The following is a 22,960-nucleotide window of genomic DNA, read 5'->3' as shown; positions in this document are numbered from 1 at the left end:
TGGAAGGCCGGATCGGCACGCTTTGTTCAGTCATGCTTGTCCATGTGCGCCACACAGTACTCGTGCGCCCGTTTCAGTTCGAGCCCGATCAGCCGCGGCGACACGCCGAAACGCACCGCCGCCTCCTGGTTCGACAGTTCATCGACCCGGACGGCCAGGAAGATGGCACGCCGGCGTGGCGGCATCTTGTCGATCAGCTTCGCCAGCGCCTCTACCTCCCCGCGCGCGGCCACCGTCTGCGCCGGCCCCGGGGCGGGATCGGCGATCTCCAGCATCAGCGAATCCAGTTCTTCGGCACTCATGAAGCGCCGGTCACGCTGCAGGCGGTCCAACGCCAGGTTGGTCGCCATGCGCATCAGGTAGGCCGCGGGACTGGCGACCGGGCCATTGGCATCATTGCGATCTTCCAGGTGCACCCACGTATCGTGCAACGCATCGCTCGCCAGTTCGGCCGACCCCAGCCGCCACGTCAGGCGCCGCTTGAGATCGTCATAGCGCTGCGTGAGCAACGCACGCAGGCTGGCGCGCACGGCCTCGCTCATTGCAGGCTCCGTGGCGCGTCGCACGGCATGACGCAGTGCTCACCGGGCGGGCATGGCACTGGACGCACCAGCAGCACAAAGGGCTGCTCCGGATGCGCCGGCGCGCGACCAATCTCGGCGCCTCGCAGTGCCGCGACGATGGCTGCGTCGCGGCCGCTGTCACCGGTGGTATCGAGCAGGCGCGCGTGCTGAACGCGTCCGGCGCGGTCGATCCGCACCGAGAGCGCGAGCCGGTAGGACCCTAGTGCTAGCGCGGGCCGTGCGCACAGCGCCTGGCGCACGCGCGATTGCACCAGCGCGTCATAGGGGCGTGCCGCAGCCACCCCCTGCGCATCTGCCGTGGCGGGCATTTCCCCGGTCGGAGCCAAGACGAAGGTATCGACTGCCGTAGCACGCGCTACGAGCCCCGTGCCCTCCAGCAGGCGATGCAACGCCTGCGCGGGCGGCATCGCGCCCTGTACCGCATGCGACCAGCGGCCTTCAGCCAACTCGGACGGGTAGAACACCGACACATTGGTCTGCGTGTCATAACGGGCGAGCGCCGATTTGAGCGGCTGCGCCGGCAAGTCAAAGGCCATGTCGGTCTCGCCACTGGCCACGCAGGGCCATACCAGGCTGGCTGCGAGGGCAAGGGTTGCGATGCACCCATAAGCGGTGTGCGCAGGGACGGCAGCGGGCAGACGTGCCATGGAGATCGAACGGCCTGTGCATAGGGAGTGTGCCGGTCAGGAGCGCGTTTGGTGTCCGGTCAGATCCTGTCGATGCAGCCGGCCCTGCCAGCGCAACACCGTCCCGGATCGTATGAAGATAAAGTGACGTTACCGTGACAAAAGGAGAACGGCACGCCGTCGGGGATGGCCGGCGTGCCGTCTCAAAGTGACGAAGGTCGACGTCAGGCGATGGTTGAGGTGTCTTCGCTGGCCGGCATGCCCTCTGGGGTGTTTTCCGGCATGTCTTGCGGCAAGTTTTCTGGCACTGCGGGTCGGTAGTTGCGCAGATGCAGGAAGAATTGGCCCATCATCTGGATCCAGACCTGCATGGCCACCGACAGGTAGGCCTCGGTCACGCCGCCCGTGACCATGACATCCATCTCCAGCACGAGAAAATCACCATGCGACGCGATGCGTGCAAACCGGCGGCTGCGGTGCCACTCGTTGAGCAACGCATCGGGAAACTGGCCGCCTTCGACGCGCAGCGGGCAGCTCAGCGTGAAATCGAGAAACTGCCCATCGCTAACCCGATTTCCCCACAGCACTTGGAAACCCACACCGTGGCTGGCGCTGTGCAGGCGCGCGTTGCCATCTTCCTGCGCCAGGTTCACGGCGCAACCCGCGTTGCGGATGGCATCGGCCACCTGATCGGCGGTGACATGGGTCAGCAGTGCGGGCGTTGCGCTATCGGTTGCGGGTTCCGGCGCGGTTTCAGGGGTCGCCGGTGCGGTCGTCTGTTCCAGTGCAGCGTCGAGCGTGGTGGCTTCGGTCATGGATATTCCTTGTTCGTGAATCAGGGTCTGAGAATCGGGATGGCTGCGTCGGGTCATTGCGGTTTCGGCGCAGTGTCGGTAGAGACAGTGGATGCAGTGGATGCGGCAGCCGACGTTGGCTGGGCCGCGCTCTCCGTGGACGTTTTGCCGGAGGCTGCGGGCGCAGACTCCACGGCACGCACATCGAAGCGCCCCTCATAGAGCTTGTCGCCATAGTCCTGCGCGATCTGCTCGTAGCGCACGCGGCTCTGGGCCGCGAACGGCTGGCGCGCAGCCAGCACCGTGGCAACGTCCACGGTTTCGTAGGCACGCAGGATGTCCAGCCCCACGCTGTAGAGCTGGGTATTGGCGCTCTCGCAGCGCTTCAGCGCGGCCTGGCGCGCCCCAGCCTCGGCCGCCAGATTGCGGCGTTCGGCGTCAAGCGTACGTGCCATACGCAGCAACTCGTCGTAGGACTTGCGATACTGCGCGATCTGGGTGGCGGCCTTCTCCGCCACGCCCTGTGTCTGCAGTTGTGCCTGGCGCGCGGCGTGGACGAGTTGCTCGCGCGCACCGCGTTCGGCGGCCAGCTCGGCGCGGGCGGCATCGAGTTCCTTGCGCAGCGCGTTGGGGTTGGCGTTGACGTCGCCACCCCCGGCCGTGCCGGCGGCAGGTTGTTGGCCGGCCTTCAGCGCCGCGAGTTCGTTTTGCGCCCGCTGTAACTGCGTGGTGGTGATACGCAGCTGGTTGCGCAGGCGCTCTTCCATGCTCGGCGCCTGTTGCGCGTAGGCATTGCCTGCCACCAGCGTGGCGAGCAGCGTAACGAGCAGCGCTGGGCTCTGGATACGGGACGAGCTACGGGACGAGCGACGCGACAACCGGTTCATGAACACGTCATCCTCCTTTAGAAGCGGGCGTTGAATTCGAACTGCAGCGTATCGATGGACAGCGGCGGGCCGAACACTTCCTTGGTGGAAATCCAGCGGCCGGTCACCCACGCATTCTTGTCCAGGGCATACGAGCCACCCAGGTAGTAGCCACGCGCGTTGGTGCCGCCACCGTGGAACGTCGAGTCGTTGTAGCCGTCAGGCATCGCATCTGGCTCGATGCGCTTGTAGCCGGCCAGCACATTCCAGTCGCCACGCGCCGCAGGCGTGGGCTTGCCGAAGGTGGCCTGGAACATATAGGCATTGCCGCCGCTCTTGAAGTCCTCGCGGCTGGTGCCGCCACTGCCGCCAAAATTATTGACAATGCCGCCATTGGCGCGATTCCACATCTCGTCGGCGTCATACGCGAGGTTGCGGATGTAGTTGCCGTCCAGCCGCAGGCCGTAGCCGGCCACCTTGGTGTCCCAGCGCAGGTTCACGTCCATCAGCTGGAACTTCGAGGCCAGACCCACGTACTGCGGCTGCGGCGTGTTGGCCGGGTCAAGCGGATTGAGCGCGATATTGCGCAACAACATCAGCGTGTTGCCCTTTTGCATGAAGGCCGGGCGGGTCCAGTCCGTGCTGCAGCCATCCGCACCCGCGTAGAGCGCGCAGGGCTCGGAGACGCGGCCCGTGACATTGTGGAAGTCGTAGTAGGCCAGCGCGCCACGCAGGCGGTTCTCGCTGTTCACCTTCCAGTCGGCGCCGATCTGTGCCCCCATCAGGTATTTCATCTCGCTCTTCATCTTCTCCTGGCTGCTCGACGGCGCGTTGTCCTTCGAATATTCCAGCGGGATGAAGCCAAGCGTGCCGAACATCGTCACGTCGCGGTTGGGAAGCGCTTTCTCGAACTGCGCGGCCAGCCCGTCGAAGTTCAGGTCATACGAATAGAGCGTATCGGTGGAGACGAACGGGTTGCCAAAGCGCCCGCCCGTGATTTTCATCCATTCGAACGGCTGGTACGACGCCCAGGCTTGATCCAGCCATACGTCCTTCTTGGCCAGGCCACCGCCCAACGTCTGGTTGGTGGACACGGGGCTATTGTCATTACCCGTGGCCAGGCGTACGCCAGCCTTGACGGTTTCCGTCACGTCGGCCAGCACGCCCAGTCTGGCGCGGGCACGCCACTGATTGGGGCGGTTCTGCCGCGTATTGAGCAGCGGCGGCAGCGACAGGTTGGTGTTCGGGTTCACGTCGAAGCCACTGCCTGCATTGATGGCTGCCCAATCGATTTGAATATCGCTGTTGCCGCCCGAGTAGAAACGCGACTCGTTGCGCAGGCGCACGTCGCCCTCCACGCGGATGCGCTTGGTCCACTCCGGCGTCTCGTTCGGGGCGGCCCAGCCCTCGGCCTTGGCCTGAGCCATGACCTCGACCTTGACCTCGTCGCGGATCTGGTCGCGCACGGTCTCGGGGATATAAGGCACGCGCACCTCTCCGGGGACGGCTGCGGCGGCCCCAGTGCCGGCAGCGGCGCCGGCGGCTCCACCGGCTGCGCCGACCGCCGCAACCGTCGCAACGGTCCCGGCACCCGCACCGGGCCCAGTACGTTGTGCCATCTGCGCGGCCATGGCTTCGGTCTGCGCCTGGGCCAGGAGCGCCTCGCCCGTGTTCTTGTCCAGTGCGCCGCTCTGGATCAGCCCGCGAATCAGCTTGATCATGGCGCTTTCCTGCGGTGCGCCGTCTTGCGCATGGGCCGTGCTGACGGTAGCCAGGCACGCCAGGGCAACGGCTGCCGTCAGGACGTTGGCGCGCACCGCATGGCGCGGGGGATGAGCGAATGGTTTCATCGTACTATTTCGAAATGCTGTTGGGATGAAGGCAGACATGCGCTTACGGCCGCCGCCCCTTGATGGAGAGCCGCATCGGGAAGCGCAGCGATGCAGGCGGCTTCTCGTCGGCACGGAAATCACGGACCATGGCCAGCACAGCGTCGTCGGCCTCGGCACTGCCCGAGCCGCCCACCAACTGCGCACGGGCGACGCGTCCCTCGGCGTCGAGCCAGATGTCGATACGGATATCGTCGAAGGCCAGTTGGCGCGTGCGCTTGTCGCGCGCGAATGCCTGTTGCAGCGCGCTTGAGACGTAGGCCGAATACGATCGGCTGCCCAGGCCCCCGCCGCTGCCCGTCATGCCGCCGCCACCGCCGGCCTGGATGCCAAAGGCATCGTTGCCAGCCTGGGCGGCGCCATCTATCGTGACGGCCTGGCCCAGGTCCTGCGAAGGGCTGGGCGGCGCATCGTCCCGCGGCGCTTCGGTCGGTTCGGCCGGCTTCGGCTCCGGCTCCACCACCTCAGGCTTGACGGGTTCGGGCTCGGGAAGCTTTTCCGGCTCGGGAGGCGGTGGTGGGGGTGGGGGCAGTACCAGCATTGGCGTGCTGGGGGCCTCTCGCCGTGTCGCGGCGGTATCCGACAGCAAGTGCCAGAGCAACAGCCCCGCCGCGGCCAGCGCCAGTGCGCCAACGCCAATACCGCCCCAACGCCGCCACCACAGCGCGGCGCGGCCAGGAGGTGCCAGCGAGGATTCGTGACGGTTCACGCTCGTCGCTCCCTCAGGCCGGCTTGCCGGTCACCAGACCGATCTGGTTGAGATCGATCCGGCGCAGCAAGTCGAGCACTTCCACCACCTTGGCGTACTGCACCGACGCGTCGCCGCGCACGATCACCGGAAAATCCGGCGTGAGTGCCTTCTCGGTGCGCAACCGCTCTTCCAACTCGGGTAGCGACACTGGGTAGGCGTCCAGGAAGACCTGGCCCGCGTTATCGACCGTGATGGCCTTCGTCTTGGGCCTTTCCAGCGCCACCGAAGCGCTGGCCTTCGGGAGATCCACCTTGATGCCCGGAATGCTGGCGTTGCTGGTCAAGATGAAGATCACCAGCACCACGAGCAGCACGTCGACGAACGGCGTGATGTTGATGCCGCCGCTACGCTTGCGCACGCCGAACCTGTTTGCATTTGCCATGATCGCGGCTCCGCTTCAGGCGCGTTGCAGGACGGGCGCGTGGCGCCCCTCGCCCTGCTCTTCAGCCAGGCGCGTGGCGAACTCGTCCACGAACACCGCCATGTCGGCGGCGATGGCGTCGGAGCGCGAGGCGAGCCAGTTGTAGCCGAACAGCGCCGGAATCGCGACGCCAAGGCCTGCCGCCGTACACAGCAGTGCCGCGGCCATCCCCGGCGCCACCGAGTTGATATCCACCGCCCCCGCCATCGCGGCCACAACAAACACCAGCATGATGCCGATCACGGTCCCGAACAGGCCCACGTACGGGGCGCCTTCGATGGTGGTCGACAACCAGTTCATGCGGCTGGCCATGCGCTCGCTCTCGCGCACCATCACGCCATCCATCGAGGCGCGGATGGCGCCAATCGTGGCGGCGCCCACCGCGTTGGTGTCGTAGCCCATCTGATGGCGGCGGTGCAGTTCGTCCACCGCAATTTCGTACAGACGCCAGAGGGAGGAATGCTGCTTCACGTCGGCGGTCACGCGGCCGGTCTTGGCCAGGTGATCGAGCGACACGCTCGAGGCTTCCCGAAACTGCGCCATAAAGGCGACATTGGCGCGGGCATTGGCACCGAAGGCGCGGCCCTTGGAGATCATGATGGTCCACGACGCTGCCATCATCAGGCCCAGTACGCCCACCACGACCCAGGCGTCGAGCGGCATCGCCGCCAAGATGTACCCGAAGTGGCTCTTGCCGGCCTGCTGCTCGTCCGGACCGAACGCCACCAGGCGCGAGTCGGCCCCCTGCGACACCGCATCGGCCAGCAGCAGCGCGACCGGGCGGGCCACCTTCGACACACGGACTTCGTCGATGGCGCCGGGGAATGCGCCCTTGCCCTCGCTGTCGGCCCCAATGAAGGCGTGCGAGTTCAGCGCAGGCAGCCCGGCCTGCAAACTCGCGGCGGAGCGGCCGCCCACGAACAGCGTGACGGTCTTGCCATCGGCGTTGACCGCCAGGTGCGACCACTGGGCGGCCTGGATCGGCTGGCCCGGGTTGCTGCGCTGGCCGTTGACCTGCACGAACGGCACGCCTTGGTCGACACCGACGAGGAGCTCGCCTGCGCCGTCGCGACGGGCGTATATCAGTTGCTGCGGGCCCAGCTGGTCAGGGCGCACCCATGCGGAGAAGGCGAAGGCGCCGCCCGCCTGGACCGCCAGCGACGGCGAGGCCGGCAGCGCCAGCGCGGTCGCGCCGAGCTGCGCGCCCTTGCCGATGACGGTGCCTTCGACACCGACCACGGCCGTCTGGCTGTTGTTGCCATAGGCGGTGCTGTCGCGTGCCGGCACGTTGCCCTCGGCAAAGTGATAGACCAGCGTGAAATCGGGATCGAACACGCGTTGCCCATTGCCGGAGGCCGGCGCCTTCGGGTTGCCGTAGTACATCCAGAACTGCTGCTTGCCTTCGGCCGACACGGCGGGCATGTCCACCCAGACCAGCGCGATACCCAGCAACGGATCGAACTGCTCGATCTGGTGGTTCAGCACCGTCTTGTCATCAGCGGCGACGAAACGCAGGTCCGCGCCCGTGTCGCTCACCCCCTCGAAACTGAAGTTGCCGGTATGCAGCCGCAGCAGGACGGGCGTGCGGCCAGCGCTACCGCCGATATTGCCGCCTTGCGGCCCGGCGTCGATCGTGATGGGCTTGCGATAGGCCCAGTCTGGCTGCCACCATGCGTGGGCCAGACTCGGCAGGAGCGTGCTCGCCAGGGCAAGCAGCAGAAAGAGGGAACGTCGCATGACAAGAGTTCTCCGGTGCGTTCTTTGGAATGCAGTAGGGGTGCGGGGCGTCGTCTGTTGGCGCCCCGGTGATCAATAGGTGGCAATCACGCTGAAGTTCAGGCGCGGGTCGAAGCGCTCGGTCCGCTGGCCATCCTTGAGCGGGATGCCCAGGTCGAGTCGGCCGTTGACATAGCGCGCGAGCCGGAAACTGGTGCCAAGCCCGACCGACACCAGCGAGAAGCGGCTTTCCTGCTCGGGCAACGGATCGCGCAGGCGTAGCTGGCCCGCATCGGCGAACGCGTAGACACGCCAGTCCTCCACCGTGCTGCCAAAGAAGTCGAGCGGCGGCGTACGGACTTCGACCGAGCCCACCACGCCGTAGTCGCCCGTACTCTCGGCCGACAGGTAGCCACGCACGGAATTCATGCCGCCCGCGGCGATCTGTTCGCTCGACACCAGGGGCGAATCGGTGATCTGTCCGGCCAGCCGCCACGCCAGTTGCGCGTTCCCAGCGAAGTTGTACGTGCCGTTGGTATCGCCCTTGAGGAGCAGAAAGCTTGGCGACGCCTTGTAGCGCTTGTAGTCGAATTCCTTCCAGTCGCTGCCGTAGCCAAGGAAACTGCGCGTACCGGCCACCATCGCCACGTTCAGTCCGTACTGGCCCCGGGTGGTCTGCGTGAAGCCGGCGTACGAGAGCGTGATGGGCGCGTATTTGAGCGGCACGGTGTCACCGGCGGTCCCCAATCGCGTTTCTTCCTTGTTGTCCTTGAAATCGACACCCAGACTCAGCGCGTGATACCAGGCGCCCGCGTTCGGCACGGTGTAGGTGCCACGCACGCCGATCGAATGGCCCTTGCCCAGTACATTGGTGCCGCCCACGGTTGCGACGTTGCTGTCGGACATGTAGCCCGAGACCTCGACACCCCAGTTGGTCCCGCGGATCGGCGCCATATACGAGCCCGACCACACCTGCGTCTGGTTCAGGTCCTGCGGCGAGCCGAAGAAGCTGAGCGACGCGCTATGTCCGAGCTGCCAGAGGTTGTCGTTCCCGACGGAGGCAATGGCGCGCAACTCCTTCGTGTCCGCGCTGTAGTCGTTATTGACGCCCAGGCTCGCTCTCCAGGGGCTACTGTCCTCGACCTTGAGGTCCACATCCATCGTGCCAGGGAGCGCGCCCTGCTTGACCAACGGCATCACCTGACGCTTGCCCGTCTTGTTCAGTTCGGTGAGCTGCGCCTGGGCTTGCGTGAAGTCGGGCACGGCGCCCTCGGCGAGCGCCGGCACCTGTTCACGGACCTCGCGCGGCGACTGGTACTCGGCGCCCACCACGCGTACGCGACCCACGCGCGTTTCGCTCACCTGCAGGTAGACGATCCCGCCCGTGACCTGCTGCTCGGGCAGGTCGACATAGACCGACTGGTAACCCTTGGCCTGGTAGGCCGCCAGCAACGCGTCACGCGCGGCCTCGATATCCTTCAGCGTGCGTGAAGGCCCGAGGTACGGCGTGACCGAACGCTCGATCGTGCGGACGTCCAGCACGGTATTGCCGCGCACCACATATTCATTGATGTCGACCCGGCGCTCCGGCTGCGCATCGGCGTTGCCCGGCGCCTGCACGGGGACGGCCGGTTCCGGCGTGCCCCCGTCGGCCTGTGCCAGCGCCACCCCTGGTACTCCCGGTGCTCCCAGTCCAATCACCGCCGCGCACACGACACGCCAACGCGACGATGCACCCTTCTTCTTCCTGACTCGCATGAGTTGACTCGACCTTCTTCTTGTATCGATTGCCAGCCCCGCGTGTCACGGTCCTGACCGAGGACGACACGATTGGGGGCATCACGCCGCGGGACATGATCGCGATCTCTCATGTCAGCGTTACGCACAGATGCCTAGACGGTCAGTCCTCGGCAGGTATGTCGTTTGTCACGAAAACTTCACGTATAGAAACGGCCGGCAGCACGACACTCGCTGCAAGCGCCAAAGGCGCGTGAGCGGGAGATGCCATGCGAAGTGGGAAGACAAACAGGATGAAATTGGCGACGACCGCGACATGGTTCATCGCGATCTGCGGTAGCCCAGCATGGGCTGACGCCGGGGAACCGCCAACGGGTCGCACGTCGTGCGTAGACGTGGAGGTCAACGGGGAACGGGCACCCGCCTACGATTGCCTGACCCAACAACTGAGTCCGACAAGACGCGCGGACAGCGCGCGCCCTGCGCAACTGGAATCCGAGGCGATCGTCAATCGGCCGTCGAATCAGCTAGGGCTCTATAACCGTGCAGCAACCGAGCATCGGATGGGAACCACGTTCGGCACATCGGTGCTGCCTCAACGGCCAGACTCCCCGCCAAAGTAGGGCATAGACGTCCGTCGCGGAGTTGGCAGCCCCATTTGGGTAAGCCCACGGCAGACAGGGCACTGACAACGCCAGAGGCAATTGTTGACCACCCGGAATGGGCTGATTCCGCACCCCGCGGTCGAGTGCATTGCAATCGCGCCCATAGTTGAAAAATATTGAACAACACGTGCGCGAGTTGCGCGGTTTTGTCCGGGCGCCAATGCTTATAGTTCAGCACACACGGCACCGAACCGAGAAGGATGACGGTGGCGAGGAATATCAAACAAACTGAACTATGTTGCGCTGGACGTCCTGGCGCCTTTTGGAGAAAAGTACACATGCCGGCGATCAGCGATTCCCAACGTCCCGACACTTCCGCCGCCAGCATCTGGGCGCAATGTCGCGCCGCGGTGCTGTTGACGATAGTCGGCGGTGCGATCGACACCATCGGTTTTATCGCGCTGCTCGGCTTCTTTACCGCCCACGTCACCGGCAACCTGGTGCTCGCCGGCGCAGCCTTTGTGAAGGGCGGCGCAGGGCTGTGGATCAAGCTAGGCGCGATTCCGCTGTTTATCGCCACCGTGGTGGTTGCCAAGATCTGGATCGATCGCTGCAGCCAGACGCACAAGACGCTGGGCTGGCTGTTCGTGGCTGAGGCGATGTTCCTGCTGGGATTTATGGGCGTGGGGCTGTATTTCTATCCTTTCAGCGACCCGAATGCCGTCGAGCTCGCGTTGGCCGGTGGTCTGGGCCTGATGGCGCTGGCGATCCGCAATACCTCGAGCAAGACGCTGACCAAGAGCATCAGCCCCAGCACAATGATGACTGGCAACACGACGCAATTCGGCATCGATCTGTCGAGCTACCTTCGCGCACCGACCCGCGAACATCGGGTGGCTGTCCTGAAAAGCGGCAGCATCGTGCTCGGCTTCGTGCTGGGTACTTTCCTCGGTGCCGTGCTCTATATGCAAATAGGTTTCTGGAGCGTGCTGCCGTTTATCGTGATCATCGCGTATCTAGCCAGGCTGTCCTTCCGCAATCAGTTCGTGTGAGCGCATTCATGACTATCAACAAAAGCCGGCTCGAATCGTTCAGTGATGGTGTGATTGGCGTGAGCCTGACGCTGATGCTCTATCAGATCCAGTTTCCAACGGAATTCAACTGGAATGGGCTGCGTTCGGAAGCCCCGCATTTCTTTGGCTACGTGCTGAGCTTCATTTACGTCGGCATTTACTGGAACAACCATCACCACCTGTTCCAACTGGTGCGCGGCATCAACGGCAAGGTGATGTGGGCGAATCTGCATCTGTTGTTCTGGCTGACGATGATCCCGATCACCACCACCTGGACGGGAAAATCGGATTTCTCGGCGATTCCGACGGCACTCTACGCCTTCGTACTGTTCATGTGCGCGATCGCCTATTGGATTCTGGAGCGCGTCATCATCGCAACGGAGGGAAAGGATTCTTCCCTCGCGGGCACCATCGGCAAAGATCTGAAGGGCAGGCTGTCGCTGGTTGTGTATGCGTTGACAGTTGGCGTGAGTTTTTTCAGCACCACCGCCGCAACACTGATGCTGATTGCAATGGCGGCATTCTGGTTCTTCCCCGATTCGCGGATCGAGAAATATCTCCTATTGCATTGATCTGAACCCTGCAAGTCGTTGCCGGCGCTCACGACGATGCGGATCGCTGTCCCATCCCACAGTTAAAGGGAAACCTGCCGTCGAAAAATCAAGAACTTACGGAGCCTTGTCGCAAACTACCTGGGCCAAAATCCCACAGTAAGTGAGAAAAAATCGCGATCTGTCTCACAGTAAAGGGGTACACAGAACTAGCGGGGGAGGAGAACTGGCAGTCGAGCCAGCCGCCGATCTCCTGGGTCCCTTGTCGGCTGTGGATTCAACCGGTCGATGCAACGGTCTGATGGAATCGTTCTGCGGGTGTATCGAAGTTTAGTGTTTTACGCGGACATTCGGATGATGGCGTCAGAAGATGCGTCTGATGTGGTCCATCACGCTGGTTCTCCAAGGTGCGCCGATCACGTAGGTTGATCTGAGCGGCAGATATGAAAGCTAAAGCGCCCACGCCGCGCCTTCAAGAAGCACTTCGGAATTTCGACGTCCGGGTTTTGGCATTCGGCCCAGCTTATGGAGTCGTGATGGCGTCCTTCTTCGTGGAACCGTCCCGACTACCGGAGCGAATATGGACGACTGCAGCAAACGCCGTGAATGCTATCCCCGCCACACACACTCCGACCCAATGAAATCGAGGCCATACATACGCGCCGACCGCTGAACCCAGCGCTCCGCCGCTGAAGTAGCAGACCATGTACACGGTATTGAGGCGACTCCGCGCTTCAGGTTTTAACGCAAAGACACGCGATTGATTCGGCGTTTGCATCATCTGAAGGCCGGCGTCAAGTACGATCACCCCAATCGCCAATCCAGTCAGACTTGACCCAGACGCCAGCAGAATCAACAACGAAGTCGCTATGAGAAGAATGGCGAGCCATATGGCCGTACGCGGCCCGCGCCGATCAGCGAGCTTTCCAGCCCACGGGGCAGCAAGTGCACCGACCAGACCGACAATGCCAAACAACCCCGCACTCTGGGGACCGAGACGAAAGGGTGCGTCGGCCAGGAGCAGCGCGAGCGTAGACCAGAACAGGCTGAATGCCGCGAACAGGCTCGCTCCGACCAGAGCCGCTTCTCTCAAGCCACGCGATTCCACGGCAAGATCCCAAAGCGAAACCAGCAGCTTGCCATACGGCAACGCGGCGGTTGGCTGGCTTGCGGGTAGCGCATGGCGGACCAAGATCGCTAACGCGGCCATCGCTGCGATCGCAGCCCCAAACACAGCTCTCCAGCCAAGATACTGGCCGATAGAGCCTGACACTGTACGCGCGAGCAAAATGCCTATCAGCAGTCCACTCATTACAGTGCCAACGGCCTGCCCACGGCGGGATGGATGTGCAACTTCTACAGCAAAGGGCCCCGCCTGCTGTGCCAACGTGGCAAAGACACCCAGTAGGAAACTCGCACCGATCAGAATCAACAACGTCGGGGCTAAGGCGGCGATAAGCAGTGAGATGCAAACTCCCACTGTCTGCCACTCGATTAAGCGGCGTCGATCGATTTTGTCGCCCAACGGAGCGAATAGCAGCATCCCAGTTGCGAAACCGATCTGGGTCGCGGCAGGCACGGCACCTGTCCACGAAGCGTAACCGGGAAAGGACCTCTGAATGCTCTCAAGCAACGGTTGGTTGTAGTAGATATTTGCAATGGCCGTCCCGGCAATAATCGCCAGGATTGAAAACACCCGACGCAAAGATTGATCCGGGCGGTTCGAGAGCGATGATGTCGGCATGGCGCGCAATCAAAATCCTTCGTCGCCGATACCCTATCAGTGCATCAGACGTGGTCAGCCGCGACAAAGCTCCATGCGATTCAGTGCACAGATGCTTTTCGTGGAGCGTGAAGGGAGGCGCGGTAACGCTCAAGAGCAGCGGGGGGGGGGGTGGCGATAGGCCGCTGCGAAGGCCGCTTAAAGGAGCCGCGATGGGAGCTCCAAGCGAGCTTGAATCTTAGCATGGCGCTCGATTGAATGGCCGCGCAATGCGCGCGCCCCGCGTCGCGACAGTCGTTCACGGCCGAGGTCACAAGCGACCGGATTTTCGCCAGTAAGGGACATTCGCCCTCTTATCTGGATCGTCCGCGACGGGTTGGCACGCGCCTCCTCGCCCCATCCGCGGTGGCACATGAAATGATTTTGGCCGCCTGATGCAGCGATCGCGAAGTTGCTGACTCGAACTACCCTCCCGCTGCATGATCGCCGTTCACGGTTCGAAGCACCCCGCCTAGATGTGAAAGCCCGCAGCGGATTCAGCGCCATGCCGCGGTGCCGCGACTTTGACCCGCCAACCGATGAGCAACGCAGCGGGCAACATCAGCGCGCCAGCGGTCACAAAAACGCCCGTAACACCGCCTATGCCAACACCAGGCCACCCGGCGCCACGCCGTCCCAAGGACGTCCATTCGTTTCAATCGACGGGCGGAAACATGCCTTCTGATAAGGTCTTGATGAGCCTCAGGCGACGCATTTCGAGGTCTGCGATTTGACGATCAATTACTTCCAAGCGTTGCCGCTGGACCTCGGTGATCTGGTCGCATGAACGTGCGCCTTCGATCAGTAGCATGCAGTCCGGAAAGCCGCGAATATCCTCGATAGTGAAGCCCGTAGCGATCATGCGCTGTATTTGCTTAATCTGGGTGACCACTTTAACGGGGAACATGCGATAGCCATTGCTCGCACGCACCGTGGCGAGCAAACCGTGGTCGTCGTAATGCCGGATCGATCGCACGCTCGCACTCGTACGTTTCGAAAGTTCGCCGATCGTCAGCAATTTTTCCGCGGGCATCGTGTTCATGAAACCCAGAATAGCACAATCTGCTTGACTCTCACACTGGCGTGAGGGTTGAGACTGGGTGGACTACTCACTTTCGAGGAATGCGCTATGTTCACCCGCTTGTTTACCCGCCTGTTCACGCAGTTGCTGCTCATCGCGATTCCTGCGGTGACGCTGTTTGCCTCCGCGCCCGACGCGCTCGCCGCCCCCGCCAGCTATATGGTTAGCTCAAAAGACGGCGTAAAGCTCGCGGTTCAGGAGAGCGGTAACCCTAACGGCGCTCCGGTTATTTTGATTCATGGTCCGCTCGGCAGCCGGCTGAACTGGGACGCTCAGGTACAGAGCAATGAACTGCGCCAATACCGCCTCATCACCTATGACCTGCGCGGACACGGGTTATCGGACAAACCGTCGGGTGCCGAACCGTATCACGACGGGCGTCGTTGGGCCGACGACCTAGCGGCGGTCATCGAAGGCTCGCACGCCCGAAAACCCATCCTTGTCGGCTGGTCGCTTGGCGGCGTAGTGATATCGAACTACCTTGCAATGTATGGCGATCACAACATCGCGGGCGCGGTCTACGTCGACGGCGTGGTCGAACTCACGCCGGAACAGATAGTTAGTCATCCTGATGTCTATCGGGATATGACCTCCCCCGATTTGAAAACCCATTTGGACGGCGAGCGCACGTTTGTCGGTCTGTGCTTCAACAAGCAACCGGATTCGGAGACATTCGCCCGTCTGCTCGCCAATGCCGCGATGGCGTCATGGGACATGCAAAGTGAAATCCCGACGATGACGGTATTCGCGGCCGAAGGACTCCGCAAGGCACACGTACCAATGCTTTTCATCTATGGGGGACGCGATGCGCTGGTCCACACACCGGCAACGCTGGCACGCGCGAGGGCGTTGAATCCACGCATGGTCAGCAAAGTGTACGCCGAGTCCGGACATGCGCCGTTCATCGAGGAGCCCGATCGTTTCAATCATGATCTCGCCGAGTTCGTCGGATCCGCCTCCAGGCAATGAGGTCTCATTCTACGAGGAGGCAAACATGCCGTCTGAAGCAATCCCATCCGCTGAACACGACTTCTTTCCGGGCTTTGCCCGTCTCGACATCGAAACCGAAGATGTCGCGTTTCGCGGCAGGATTGGCGGAAGCGGTTCGCCAGTTCTTCTGCTGCACGGCTATCCGCAATCTCATATTGCCTGGCGGTTGATTGCGCCGACGCTCGCGCAAACGCATACGGTCATCGTGCCGGACCTGCCGAAACGTGGTCGCGTTGGGCAACAACCGTAGCCGACAAGGCTTTGCCTGGCGGTCATCTGCTTCCTGAGGACTCGTCAGATGAATCCATTCCGAGCTCCATCGCTTCCTGAGCGGCTAGTATCGGGGCACCTCGCGCGCACGCCGCTGCGTCACCGCGTTTCCCTTTTGTCGTAAGCGTCCTGAGCGAGCTCGATTTCCTCCAGATGCCGGATCGACCATTCATACACCGCGCCAAACGGTACCTGCAGCGTGTGACCCAATTCGGTAATCGAATATTCAACCGCTACAGGCGAAGAATTGATCACCGCTCGCGCAATCAGGCCATTTCGTTCCAGACGCCGAAGCGCCTGCGTCAGCGCCTTGTGCGTGATGCCCTCCAACCGGCGCTTGATTTCGTTGAAACGTGTTGGATTCTCAGCGAGCAGCGTGAGGATCATGACCGACCACTTATTCGCGACCTGATCGAAGAATGATCGGGCGGCGCAATCCGCAAAGAACACCGAGTCCACTTCGCATGCCATGCAAATATCCTCCTGTATATCTACGCACTTCGTGGTGCGTAATTGACCGTAGATACCCAACGTATACCATAGGTATCACGCCAATTGCTTCGAGCCTGAAACCCGCATCGCGTGACGCTGGCAGGTTCGATCACCACGGAGAATAGAGAATGGCAGCACACCAAAATGATTCATCGACGCTTGATTTAGCCGACCTCCCCACCGCAGCAACCACGCCCGTAGCGCGACTTGCTACACGAGAGGTTGGCACAGGAAAGAAAGTGATGCTCCTACACGGCTGGACCTGCGACTCGCGGGACTGGGGTGGACAACTCCCTTTCTTCGAGAGCAAGTATCACGTCGTGTCAGTCGACCTCCGTGGGCACGGCGATTCTGAGGTCATGCCGTCCGGCGCGTATTCACCGGAAGACTACGTCGCCGACATCGAAGCGTTAATTGCAACACACTACGCAAGCGAGCCATTCATTATCGTGGGACATTCGATGGGCGGCCAGATCGCAGCCCGCCTGGCAGCTCGTCGCCCAGACCTTGTCAATGCCGTCGTTTCCGTTGACGGCTCACTCGGATTTTCGAGCGATGCCGCTGAAGTCTTCGAGAAGACCGCACAGGCGCTGAATGCCGATGATCCTCGCGCTGTGGTCACGGCGTTGTTCGAACAAGTCTATGGTCCCGAGACCGATGCCGCCCACAAGCGCCGGCACCTGAATAATCTTCAGGTATTGCCGCTGCATGTCATTCGCGAATCCTTCGCGCCTTTGTTCTTCGGCGCCGATCAAGTCGGCATCGGAAATGCGAGCGCGAGCTTTTGCGCGAGCCTGCAAGTGCCCTTCTATCACCTGTGCGTCGACCCTGCACAAGCCGAGCGCATGGGACCGTGGCTCACGCACTCAAAGTCGAAAGTGCAAGCATGGTCCGACGCGGGCCATTGGATCATGCTGGACCGCAAGGACGACGTGAACGCCGCCGTGGCCTCATGGATCGATTCACTTTAATCGATTGCCGGATTACCTTTTGTCATCGCGAGAATTCGTATGTCAAACCTCGACGTTCTATTTAGCCCCTATCGTTTGAATACGCTGGAGTTGCCGAACCGCGTGGTCATGGCGCCCATGACGCGCTCGTTGTCGCCAGGAGGCGTGCCCACCACCGAGATGGCCGCTTATTATCGCCGTCGCGCTGAGCATGGCGTCGGCCTCATCGTCACGGAAGCCACTGGCATCCTCCGCCCGGCGGCGCTCAACGAGCCGGATATTCCCCTGTTTCATGGCGTCGAGGCGCTCACGAACTGGAAAACCGTTGTGGACGAAGTTCACGCAGCCGGGGGGCGTATCGTGCCGCAACTGATGCATGTGGGACAGAAGCGCTCGAACGCGGCGCCGAACTGGACACCGCCCGCCCCCTACGAAAGCCCATCCGGGCTTTCTCTGTCCGGCCAGCCAGCGGGCACGCCCATGAGCGACGCCGACGTGGCGGAGACCATTGACGCCTTCGCCCGCGCGGCTGCCGATGCCGAGCGATTGGGATTCGACGGCGTGGAATTGCATGGCGCTCACAACTACCTGATCAACCAGTTTTTCTCCGAGGATCTGAATTTGCGCGCCGACCGTTATGGCGGGTCCACGCTTCTCGATCGCTCGCGTTTTGCGATCGAGATCCTCAAGTCGATCCGCGCAGTGGTGAGCCCCGGCTTCCCCGTGATCCTGCGTCTGTCGCAATGGAAGCCAAAAGACTTCAACGCGCGGCTCGCAGCGACGCCTCAGGTCCTGGAGCATTGGCTGAGCGCGCTCGTCGACGCCGGTACCGACGCTTTCCATCTCTCCCAGCAGAAGTTCTGGCAGCCAGCCTTTCCGGAGTTCGATGCCGAATTGAATCTCGCGGGCTGGGCGAAGAAACTCACGGGCGTCCCGGCGATTACCGTCGGTTCCGTTGGACTGACCGGCGACGTCTATGAATCGTTTGCAGGGAAGCGCGCGCAAGCGACGTCACTCGACGGCCTCCTTAGGCGGCTGGAGCGAGGTGATTTCGATCTCGTCGCTGTGGGGCGGCCACTGCTTCAGGACGCCGCGTGGCTGCAAAAGGTCCGCGACAACAAAATCGATGCAATTGCGGACTTCACGCCCGACGCCTTCGCTACGCTCAGTTAATCCGCCTATCGGGACCGGCGAGCCGACAAATCAGGAAGGGGCGCGCGCAAGTCAGACGGCGACGCCGCCAACGCCAGTTGCTGGAAAGGCGGTCCGGCACCGCGATGATGTCTTGCGCAAGATGCGCCCGGTATCGTATGCCGGCATCGCAACCGGCCTCGATAATATCGACCAGACGATCGTTGACCATGATCTCGACTCGCACGCCCGGATGGTGAGTCAGGAAACGGTCGATCAACGGCTGCGGGATGTCAACCATCACTGCCCCGGTCACATTGAGCTTCAGAAGTCCTCGCACCTCCGTGCGGGAGGTCGTGACCTCCTAGAGCGCGGCGTGCCGCGTCTGGCGGGATGCCTGGCGAGCTTTTCAGCAATGCGATCTGCCTATTTAGACACGAGCCGTAGGACACGGACCCTTTCGACCTTTCAGAACCACACGCTAGTTCCATTGTCATTCGCGTCTGGCTGTCGTAGTCGCTGAGGTCTGGGATGCTCGTTGATTGGCTCTTACCCGTCTGAGCCGCGGTGGATGCACAGAGGCATGCAGCGATACCAATGCCGGTCACCATGCGGAGCCAAATCTTCGCTGCCATGCTTTGCTCCTACCAGGTAGTCGCAGTCGAGTTTCCATACACTTGCCACGATTGTGCTGAAGATCAGAAGGCTGTCGGGGACAAGTCCATGACTCCGCTGGCATCGATGGAAATGCGATAGCGAACTAACGAGGCGGGATCAAGTTTCACCTCCCGTTCCTTCAACCCTCCTGGGCAAAGAGATGTAGCTTGCGCGGCAAGAATGATCGCCCCTGGCTTGACATAGAACCGTGCCACCTCACCCGCCCTGATTCGCCCCACTTCTCGCCCATCCACGGACAAAACAGTGTCGCAAGCGCTGCCCCAAAACCCTTGATCGCGTGTAACGACTAACGTCGCATACTCTCCTGCGGGTGGATCTTGTAACGCGCTTAGCCTCTCGATCGGCGCAGCCACAGCGTTTCCGGATGAGGTAGGGGTAGTCGAGCAACCGGCAGAAGCCGCCGACGCAAGCAGGAATAGAGAAATGCGTATCGTAGTTTCCATTCCCGCCCCTTTCTGTCCGCCATATCGGAGATAAAGAAGAATAAACCGGATAACTTTCGATTGACAGTGCCGGCCGTCACGGCTTTTCCTGCGTTGTCAGATGCTGTACGGCCTCCTCCCGAGATCCTGCAGCGGAAAACGATGACGGGTAGCGCAGCGTTGCGGTCACAACGGACGGCTGAGGCAGAGAAATTCGAACGCGCTGGTGGGCACGGGGGGTACGTCGACTTGCCCAGCGGAGGCCGAGTCCGGCCAGTAGACGTCGTTCGCAACTGTCCCACTGAACGGCAGGAGTTGGCGTTGGAAGCGACACGCGATCATTCAAATTACTTCGCGACTTGGGTCCGGGTTACTCCCAACCTAGAACTGCCAATTACTGACAGTCTTGGCGAGATCCACCACTGAGAATGGCACCTGGCGACCGTCCGCGACAGAGCGATGGAGCCACTCAGCCAATCTGATGATGGAGACATGCATGACCACGCCGCCGAGCCCAACACGGTTGCAGGACCGCCGTGAAAAAATTGTCCGCGATCATTTTTCCGACGAAGTCAGGCAAGACTTCGATGCAGTCTTGTCGACCTTCCCCCACCCGCACTATGAACTCATTGCAGGCGGGATGGTCTTTGACGGGGACGAGGAGGTCCGCCAATACTACACACAGAGTCGGGAGGCCTTTCCCGACCAGCGCGGAGAAATTATCCAGCTCCGCCATACCGAAGATGCAGTGATCGTCGAGTTTTGGCTGCATGGCACCCATCGCGGCACGCTCAACGGCCTGCCCGCCACCGGCAATGCGTTTCGCTGTCGGATGATCGCCCTCTTCCTGTTCGAAGGCGAGACGCTGACATGTGAGCGCATCTACTTTGATTCGCTGTCGATGATGCGGCAGTTGCTCGCTGGCGCCCCCGCAGAGTTGCAGACGCTGGCGTTGCGGGCAATGCTCTCACAAAAAGACGCCGCGCTGCCGGCGACAGCCTGAGAAAAGTGGAGACAAAACCATTATGTCCGTTCCCACCGTCACGACTCCTCAGGACCGCCTTCTCACCCTCAACATAGAAACGGCGCCTCGCTTACCCACCGAGATGCCTGGCGTCACTATCACGCCGCTCTTTCTTGATCGTGAGAACGGAATCTGGGTGCTTTATGGCCGGTTCGAGCCCGGAACCGTTCTGCCAAAACACTTCCACACCGGCACCGTGCATTTCTACACGACCCGGGGCATGTGGCAATACGCAGAGTACCCTGACGATCCACAGACCGCCGGGAGTTATCTTTACGAGCCTGGCGGCTCAATTCATACGTTCACGGTGCCGGCCGACGCAAGCGACGCTGCAGAAGGCTTCATGGTGGTGAACGGTGCCAACATCAATTTCGTCGGCGACGACTATCAAAGCATCATGGACGCCGGCGCCATCGAAGCGTCGATCCTGGGTGCAGTGGCTGCCGGTCTGATTCCCATGCCGCGCTACATTCGGCCCAATGGCGGTGCTGCATTCTCGGCTCCGGGAATTTGAAGCGAAGTTCCTTTACACCAGGCGCCGGAAGGCGTCCTGGTCCAATACTGTCACGCGCCCATACTCCAGTCGCAGCAGCCCTTGCGACTCCCAGTCCTTCAGTTGCCGGTTGATGCTCTGCCGTGACACGCCAAGCATCTGCCCAAGGTCTTCCTGCGAAAGGCGCAAGGCCGAGCAGACATTATCCGGCGCGGACAACAGATGAGCATGCTGAGCTGACAGCAGCCGGCGGGCAAGCCGCACGGGTAGCGGCTGCAGAATGGTCTCGTCGATCCATTCCAGCGCCCAGCGATAGCGCCTGCAAATCAGACGGATGAACTCCATCAGGAAGTCCGGCCGCCCATCGACAATCTCGTGAAATGCCTGTGCAGACACCACAAGCAGCTCGCTATCGACGATGGCGCGCGTGTCATAGACGCGCGGCGCGTCAATGAAGAGAGACACCTCGCCAAACCATTGCCCCGGCTCCAGCATGCTGACCACGGCCTCGCGGCCGTTTGATGCCGTAACACTGACGCGGATCATGCCTCGATCCACGCAGAACAGCGCATCGGGCGAGGAGCCGTAGGTGAACAGTACCTCCCCCTTGGCCAAGCGCCTGCGTGTGGAACGGGTACGCAGCAATTGTTCAAGTCCGGGTGACAGCAGTTCCGGGGCGGCGGCGGGTTCTTGCGCGTTGTATGGCATCGAGAAGCATTGGCTAGGCAGGGGCCAGCAGAGCATAGCAAGTTCGCATTGCTATCGGTCACTTCACATGGCAAGGGTTATCCCCCACCCTCGACTGCCAAAAGGCGACAGTGTAGTGGTCCAATTTCCTCAGACAGGTCGATAGGTGGAAAATCACGATCGACGAGGAAAGACGACATGACAAAGCAACGCCGCAAGTTTGACGCTGCCTTCAAGCTGGAGGTAGTCCGGATGATCCGGGATCAGGGCCTATCGGTCGCCGAGGTTTGCCACACGATGGCGATTGGCGAGACCGCCTTACGGCGCTGGCTGGTCCAGTACGACCTTGAAGTGGCTGGCGGCAAGGGAGTGGGCAAGCCGCTGACGCCTGAGCAGCAGCGCATTCGCCAGCTCGAAGAGGAAAACCGCCGCCTGAAGGAGGACAACCTGATCCTAAAAAAGGCATCGGCCTTCTTCGCCCGCGAACTCAAGTGATCTATCGAGTGGTTAGCGGATTGCAGAAGGAGGCGATCGCCATCAGTCGGGCATGCCGGGTGCTGGGCGTGAGCCGGGCGGGGTATTACGCGGCCGGGCGAGAGCCTGCCACCAAGGAGAAGGCCTTGCGGCAGGCGGTGTATGTGCGGGCGGCGTTCGAGGCCAGCGGACGTACCTACGGCAGCCGGCGCGTGGCGCAGGATTTGGACAGGCAGGGGGTGAAGATCGGGCGCTATCGGGCCCGCACGCTGATGCGCCAGGAGAATCTGCACCCGGTGTGGAAGCGCAAGTTCGTGGCGACGACTGACAGCCGGCATGGCAGGCCGGTGGCGCCGAACGTGCTGAGCAGGCAGTTCAGGCCCGCACAGCCCAACCGGGCCTGGGTGTCGGACATCACGTATGTGCGCACGGGGGAAGGCTGGTTGTATCTGGCGGTGGTGTTGGACCTGTATTCGCGCAAGGTAGTGGGCTGGGCCAGCGCAGCGGCCATGCCCGCCGCGCTGGTGGCGTCGGCCTTGAAGATGGCCATCCTGCAGCGCAATCCGGCGCCCGGACTGATAGTGCATTCGGACCGGGGCAGCCAGTATGCAAGCGAGGAGTACCAGGGATTGCTGGCGCGCCACGGCCTGGTTTGCAGCATGAGCCGGGCCGGCGATTGCTGGGATAACGCTGTAGCAGAACGCTTCTTCCTGAACCTGAAGATGGAGCGCGTCCGGCAGAGGCGGTACGTCGACCGGGCCGAAGCCCGGCGCGACATCACGCAGTACATCGTGGGCTTCTACAACCCGGTGCGCTTGCATTCGACACTGGGCTACACGTCGCCAACAGACTACGAGGACAAGTTCCAACAGACCACCCTAATACCTGTCTGA

General features: G+C 62.0%; 23 protein-coding genes and 1 pseudogene. 9 read left to right on the top strand and 15 right to left on the bottom strand.

Annotated elements, in window-relative coordinates:
- Positions 1-26: 26 nt before the first annotated feature.
- The 10 genes from ACOABP_RS29605 to ACOABP_RS29560 form a co-directional block, all read right to left on the bottom strand.
- Positions 27-542 carry an RNA polymerase sigma factor gene (locus tag ACOABP_RS29605; protein WP_474230610.1) on the bottom strand — a complete coding sequence of 172 codons (516 nt, stop codon included), beginning with the start codon at positions 540-542 and terminating at the stop codon, positions 27-29.
- On the bottom strand, positions 539-1,120 hold the full coding sequence (locus ACOABP_RS29600) for a secretin and TonB N-terminal domain-containing protein (protein ID WP_474230608.1): 582 nt from the start codon (positions 1,118-1,120) through the stop codon (positions 539-541). The genes ACOABP_RS29605 and ACOABP_RS29600 overlap by 4 nt, the downstream gene beginning before the upstream one ends.
- 314 nt (positions 1,121-1,434) lie before the next feature.
- Positions 1,435-2,025, bottom strand: coding sequence for a YbjN domain-containing protein (locus ACOABP_RS29595; protein ID WP_474230606.1), 591 nt, complete (start codon positions 2,023-2,025; stop codon positions 1,435-1,437).
- 53 nt (positions 2,026-2,078) lie between these two features.
- A complete protein-coding gene (locus ACOABP_RS29590; RefSeq protein ID WP_474230605.1) occupies positions 2,079-2,891 on the bottom strand; it encodes a hypothetical protein in 813 nt (270 codons plus the stop codon).
- Between the two features lie 17 nt (positions 2,892-2,908).
- The gene (locus tag ACOABP_RS29585) at positions 2,909-4,720 is read right to left on the bottom strand and encodes a putative porin (protein WP_474230604.1); all 1,812 of its coding nucleotides are present in this window, start codon (positions 4,718-4,720) and stop codon (positions 2,909-2,911) included.
- A 43-nt stretch (positions 4,721-4,763) separates the two neighbouring features.
- Positions 4,764-5,468 carry an energy transducer TonB family protein gene (locus ACOABP_RS29580; protein ID WP_474230603.1) on the bottom strand — a complete coding sequence of 235 codons (705 nt, stop codon included), beginning with the start codon at positions 5,466-5,468 and terminating at the stop codon, positions 4,764-4,766.
- A 13-nt stretch (positions 5,469-5,481) separates the two neighbouring features.
- Positions 5,482-5,892 (bottom strand): ExbD/TolR family protein, encoded by a 411-nt coding sequence (locus ACOABP_RS29575; protein ID WP_474230602.1) that lies wholly within the window; start codon positions 5,890-5,892, stop codon positions 5,482-5,484.
- A 15-nt stretch (positions 5,893-5,907) separates the two neighbouring features.
- Positions 5,908-7,668, bottom strand: coding sequence for a DUF2341 domain-containing protein (locus ACOABP_RS29570; protein WP_474230601.1), 1,761 nt, complete (start codon positions 7,666-7,668; stop codon positions 5,908-5,910).
- A 72-nt stretch (positions 7,669-7,740) separates the two neighbouring features.
- On the bottom strand, positions 7,741-9,405 hold the full coding sequence (locus tag ACOABP_RS29565; protein ID WP_474230600.1) for a ShlB/FhaC/HecB family hemolysin secretion/activation protein: 1,665 nt from the start codon (positions 9,403-9,405) through the stop codon (positions 7,741-7,743).
- 142 nt (positions 9,406-9,547) lie between these two features.
- Entirely contained in the window at positions 9,548-9,709 is a 162-nt protein-coding gene (locus tag ACOABP_RS29560; RefSeq protein WP_474230598.1) for a hypothetical protein, read from the bottom strand.
- Positions 9,710-10,327: 618 nt separating this feature from the next.
- Between ACOABP_RS29560 and ACOABP_RS29555 the strand changes: the two genes are divergently transcribed.
- Together ACOABP_RS29555 and ACOABP_RS29550 are read left to right on the top strand one after the other, a co-directional pair.
- On the top strand, positions 10,328-11,041 hold the full coding sequence (locus tag ACOABP_RS29555) for a YoaK family protein (RefSeq protein WP_474230596.1): 714 nt from the start codon (positions 10,328-10,330) through the stop codon (positions 11,039-11,041).
- 8 nt (positions 11,042-11,049) lie between these two features.
- On the top strand, positions 11,050-11,634 hold the full coding sequence (locus tag ACOABP_RS29550) for a TMEM175 family protein (protein WP_474231356.1): 585 nt from the start codon (positions 11,050-11,052) through the stop codon (positions 11,632-11,634).
- Between the two features lie 502 nt (positions 11,635-12,136).
- Here the strand turns inward: ACOABP_RS29550 and ACOABP_RS29545 are convergent.
- Both ACOABP_RS29545 and ACOABP_RS29540 read right to left on the bottom strand, forming a co-directional pair.
- Entirely contained in the window at positions 12,137-13,357 is a 1,221-nt protein-coding gene (locus ACOABP_RS29545; protein ID WP_474231354.1) for an MFS transporter, read from the bottom strand.
- Positions 13,358-14,030: 673 nt separating this feature from the next.
- Entirely contained in the window at positions 14,031-14,417 is a 387-nt protein-coding gene (locus ACOABP_RS29540) for a MerR family transcriptional regulator (RefSeq protein WP_474231353.1), read from the bottom strand.
- An 87-nt stretch (positions 14,418-14,504) separates the two neighbouring features.
- Between ACOABP_RS29540 and ACOABP_RS29535 the strand changes: the two genes are divergently transcribed.
- Together ACOABP_RS29535 and ACOABP_RS29530 are read left to right on the top strand one after the other, a co-directional pair.
- Positions 14,505-15,425 (top strand): alpha/beta fold hydrolase, encoded by a 921-nt coding sequence (locus tag ACOABP_RS29535; protein ID WP_474231352.1) that lies wholly within the window; start codon positions 14,505-14,507, stop codon positions 15,423-15,425.
- Positions 15,426-15,450: 25 nt separating this feature from the next.
- Positions 15,451-15,675 (top strand): annotated as a pseudogene (locus tag ACOABP_RS29530) (alpha/beta fold hydrolase); the annotation flags it as partial.
- Between the two features lie 140 nt (positions 15,676-15,815).
- Here the strand turns inward: ACOABP_RS29530 and ACOABP_RS29525 are convergent.
- Positions 15,816-16,187 carry a winged helix-turn-helix transcriptional regulator gene (locus ACOABP_RS29525; RefSeq protein ID WP_474231350.1) on the bottom strand — a complete coding sequence of 124 codons (372 nt, stop codon included), beginning with the start codon at positions 16,185-16,187 and terminating at the stop codon, positions 15,816-15,818.
- A gap of 149 nt (positions 16,188-16,336) precedes the next feature.
- Here ACOABP_RS29525 and ACOABP_RS29520 point away from each other — a divergent pair, with 149 nt between their 5' ends.
- Together ACOABP_RS29520 and ACOABP_RS29515 are read left to right on the top strand one after the other, a co-directional pair.
- Positions 16,337-17,179 (top strand): alpha/beta fold hydrolase, encoded by an 843-nt coding sequence (locus ACOABP_RS29520; RefSeq protein ID WP_474231349.1) that lies wholly within the window; start codon positions 16,337-16,339, stop codon positions 17,177-17,179.
- A gap of 39 nt (positions 17,180-17,218) precedes the next feature.
- On the top strand, positions 17,219-18,331 hold the full coding sequence (locus ACOABP_RS29515; protein ID WP_474231348.1) for an NADH:flavin oxidoreductase: 1,113 nt from the start codon (positions 17,219-17,221) through the stop codon (positions 18,329-18,331).
- Here the strand turns inward: ACOABP_RS29515 and ACOABP_RS29510 are convergent.
- Positions 18,324-18,590 (bottom strand): LysR substrate-binding domain-containing protein, encoded by a 267-nt coding sequence (locus ACOABP_RS29510; RefSeq protein ID WP_474231347.1) that lies wholly within the window; start codon positions 18,588-18,590, stop codon positions 18,324-18,326. The two genes, ACOABP_RS29515 and ACOABP_RS29510, sit on opposite strands and share 8 nt — an antisense overlap.
- A 1,295-nt stretch (positions 18,591-19,885) precedes the next feature.
- Between ACOABP_RS29510 and ACOABP_RS29505 the strand changes: the two genes are divergently transcribed.
- Both ACOABP_RS29505 and ACOABP_RS29500 read left to right on the top strand, forming a co-directional pair.
- Entirely contained in the window at positions 19,886-20,392 is a 507-nt protein-coding gene (locus ACOABP_RS29505; protein ID WP_474231346.1) for an ester cyclase, read from the top strand.
- A gap of 22 nt (positions 20,393-20,414) precedes the next feature.
- Positions 20,415-20,927, top strand: a complete 513-nt coding sequence (locus ACOABP_RS29500; RefSeq protein WP_474231345.1) for a 2,4'-dihydroxyacetophenone dioxygenase family protein — start codon at positions 20,415-20,417, stop codon at positions 20,925-20,927.
- A 12-nt stretch (positions 20,928-20,939) separates the two neighbouring features.
- On the opposite strand, the gene ACOABP_RS29495 is transcribed toward ACOABP_RS29500, so the two are convergent.
- Positions 20,940-21,614, bottom strand: a complete 675-nt coding sequence (locus tag ACOABP_RS29495; protein ID WP_474231343.1) for a Crp/Fnr family transcriptional regulator — start codon at positions 21,612-21,614, stop codon at positions 20,940-20,942.
- 177 nt (positions 21,615-21,791) lie between these two features.
- On the opposite strand from ACOABP_RS29495, the gene ACOABP_RS29490 reads away from it, so the two are divergent.
- Positions 21,792-22,960 (top strand): IS3 family transposase gene (locus ACOABP_RS29490; RefSeq protein WP_474231341.1). Its coding sequence is split into 2 segments (ribosomal slippage): positions 21,792-22,059 and positions 22,059-22,960, totalling 1,170 coding nucleotides; the frame shifts between segments, so codons are not numbered across the junction.

The sequence above is a fragment of the Cupriavidus sp. HE11 genome, from assembly GCF_056097175.1.
This window is presented reverse-complemented; position numbering and strand designations above follow the sequence as displayed.

What these genes read in the sequence shown, in the direction of transcription:
- ACOABP_RS29550 (WP_474231356.1), top strand. Translation starts at nt 11,050, where the DNA reads ATGACTATCAACAAAAGCCGGCTCGAATCGTTCAGTGATGGTGTGATT.
- ACOABP_RS29585 (WP_474230604.1), bottom strand. Translation starts at nt 4,720, where the DNA reads ATGAAACCATTCGCTCATCCCCCGCGCCATGCGGTGCGCGCCAACGTC.
- ACOABP_RS29605 (WP_474230610.1), bottom strand. Translation starts at nt 542, where the DNA reads ATGAGCGAGGCCGTGCGCGCCAGCCTGCGTGCGTTGCTCACGCAGCGC.
- ACOABP_RS29500 (WP_474231345.1), top strand. Translation starts at nt 20,415, where the DNA reads ATGTCCGTTCCCACCGTCACGACTCCTCAGGACCGCCTTCTCACCCTC.
- ACOABP_RS29600 (WP_474230608.1), bottom strand. Translation starts at nt 1,120, where the DNA reads ATGGCCTTTGACTTGCCGGCGCAGCCGCTCAAATCGGCGCTCGCCCGT.
- ACOABP_RS29495 (WP_474231343.1), bottom strand. Translation starts at nt 21,614, where the DNA reads ATGCCATACAACGCGCAAGAACCCGCCGCCGCCCCGGAACTGCTGTCA.
- ACOABP_RS29540 (WP_474231353.1), bottom strand. Translation starts at nt 14,417, where the DNA reads ATGAACACGATGCCCGCGGAAAAATTGCTGACGATCGGCGAACTTTCG.
- ACOABP_RS29595 (WP_474230606.1), bottom strand. Translation starts at nt 2,025, where the DNA reads ATGACCGAAGCCACCACGCTCGACGCTGCACTGGAACAGACGACCGCA.
- ACOABP_RS29590 (WP_474230605.1), bottom strand. Translation starts at nt 2,891, where the DNA reads ATGAACCGGTTGTCGCGTCGCTCGTCCCGTAGCTCGTCCCGTATCCAG.
- ACOABP_RS29545 (WP_474231354.1), bottom strand. Translation starts at nt 13,357, where the DNA reads ATGCCGACATCATCGCTCTCGAACCGCCCGGATCAATCTTTGCGTCGG.
- ACOABP_RS29510 (WP_474231347.1), bottom strand. Translation starts at nt 18,590, where the DNA reads ATGGTTGACATCCCGCAGCCGTTGATCGACCGTTTCCTGACTCACCAT.
- ACOABP_RS29515 (WP_474231348.1), top strand. Translation starts at nt 17,219, where the DNA reads ATGTCAAACCTCGACGTTCTATTTAGCCCCTATCGTTTGAATACGCTG.
- ACOABP_RS29575 (WP_474230602.1), bottom strand. Translation starts at nt 5,892, where the DNA reads ATGGCAAATGCAAACAGGTTCGGCGTGCGCAAGCGTAGCGGCGGCATC.
- ACOABP_RS29520 (WP_474231349.1), top strand. Translation starts at nt 16,337, where the DNA reads ATGGCAGCACACCAAAATGATTCATCGACGCTTGATTTAGCCGACCTC.
- ACOABP_RS29525 (WP_474231350.1), bottom strand. Translation starts at nt 16,187, where the DNA reads ATGGCATGCGAAGTGGACTCGGTGTTCTTTGCGGATTGCGCCGCCCGA.
- ACOABP_RS29565 (WP_474230600.1), bottom strand. Translation starts at nt 9,405, where the DNA reads ATGCGAGTCAGGAAGAAGAAGGGTGCATCGTCGCGTTGGCGTGTCGTG.
- ACOABP_RS29560 (WP_474230598.1), bottom strand. Translation starts at nt 9,709, where the DNA reads ATGAACCATGTCGCGGTCGTCGCCAATTTCATCCTGTTTGTCTTCCCA.
- ACOABP_RS29505 (WP_474231346.1), top strand. Translation starts at nt 19,886, where the DNA reads ATGACCACGCCGCCGAGCCCAACACGGTTGCAGGACCGCCGTGAAAAA.
- ACOABP_RS29570 (WP_474230601.1), bottom strand. Translation starts at nt 7,668, where the DNA reads ATGCGACGTTCCCTCTTTCTGCTGCTTGCCCTGGCGAGCACGCTCCTG.
- ACOABP_RS29535 (WP_474231352.1), top strand. Translation starts at nt 14,505, where the DNA reads ATGTTCACCCGCTTGTTTACCCGCCTGTTCACGCAGTTGCTGCTCATC.
- ACOABP_RS29555 (WP_474230596.1), top strand. Translation starts at nt 10,328, where the DNA reads ATGCCGGCGATCAGCGATTCCCAACGTCCCGACACTTCCGCCGCCAGC.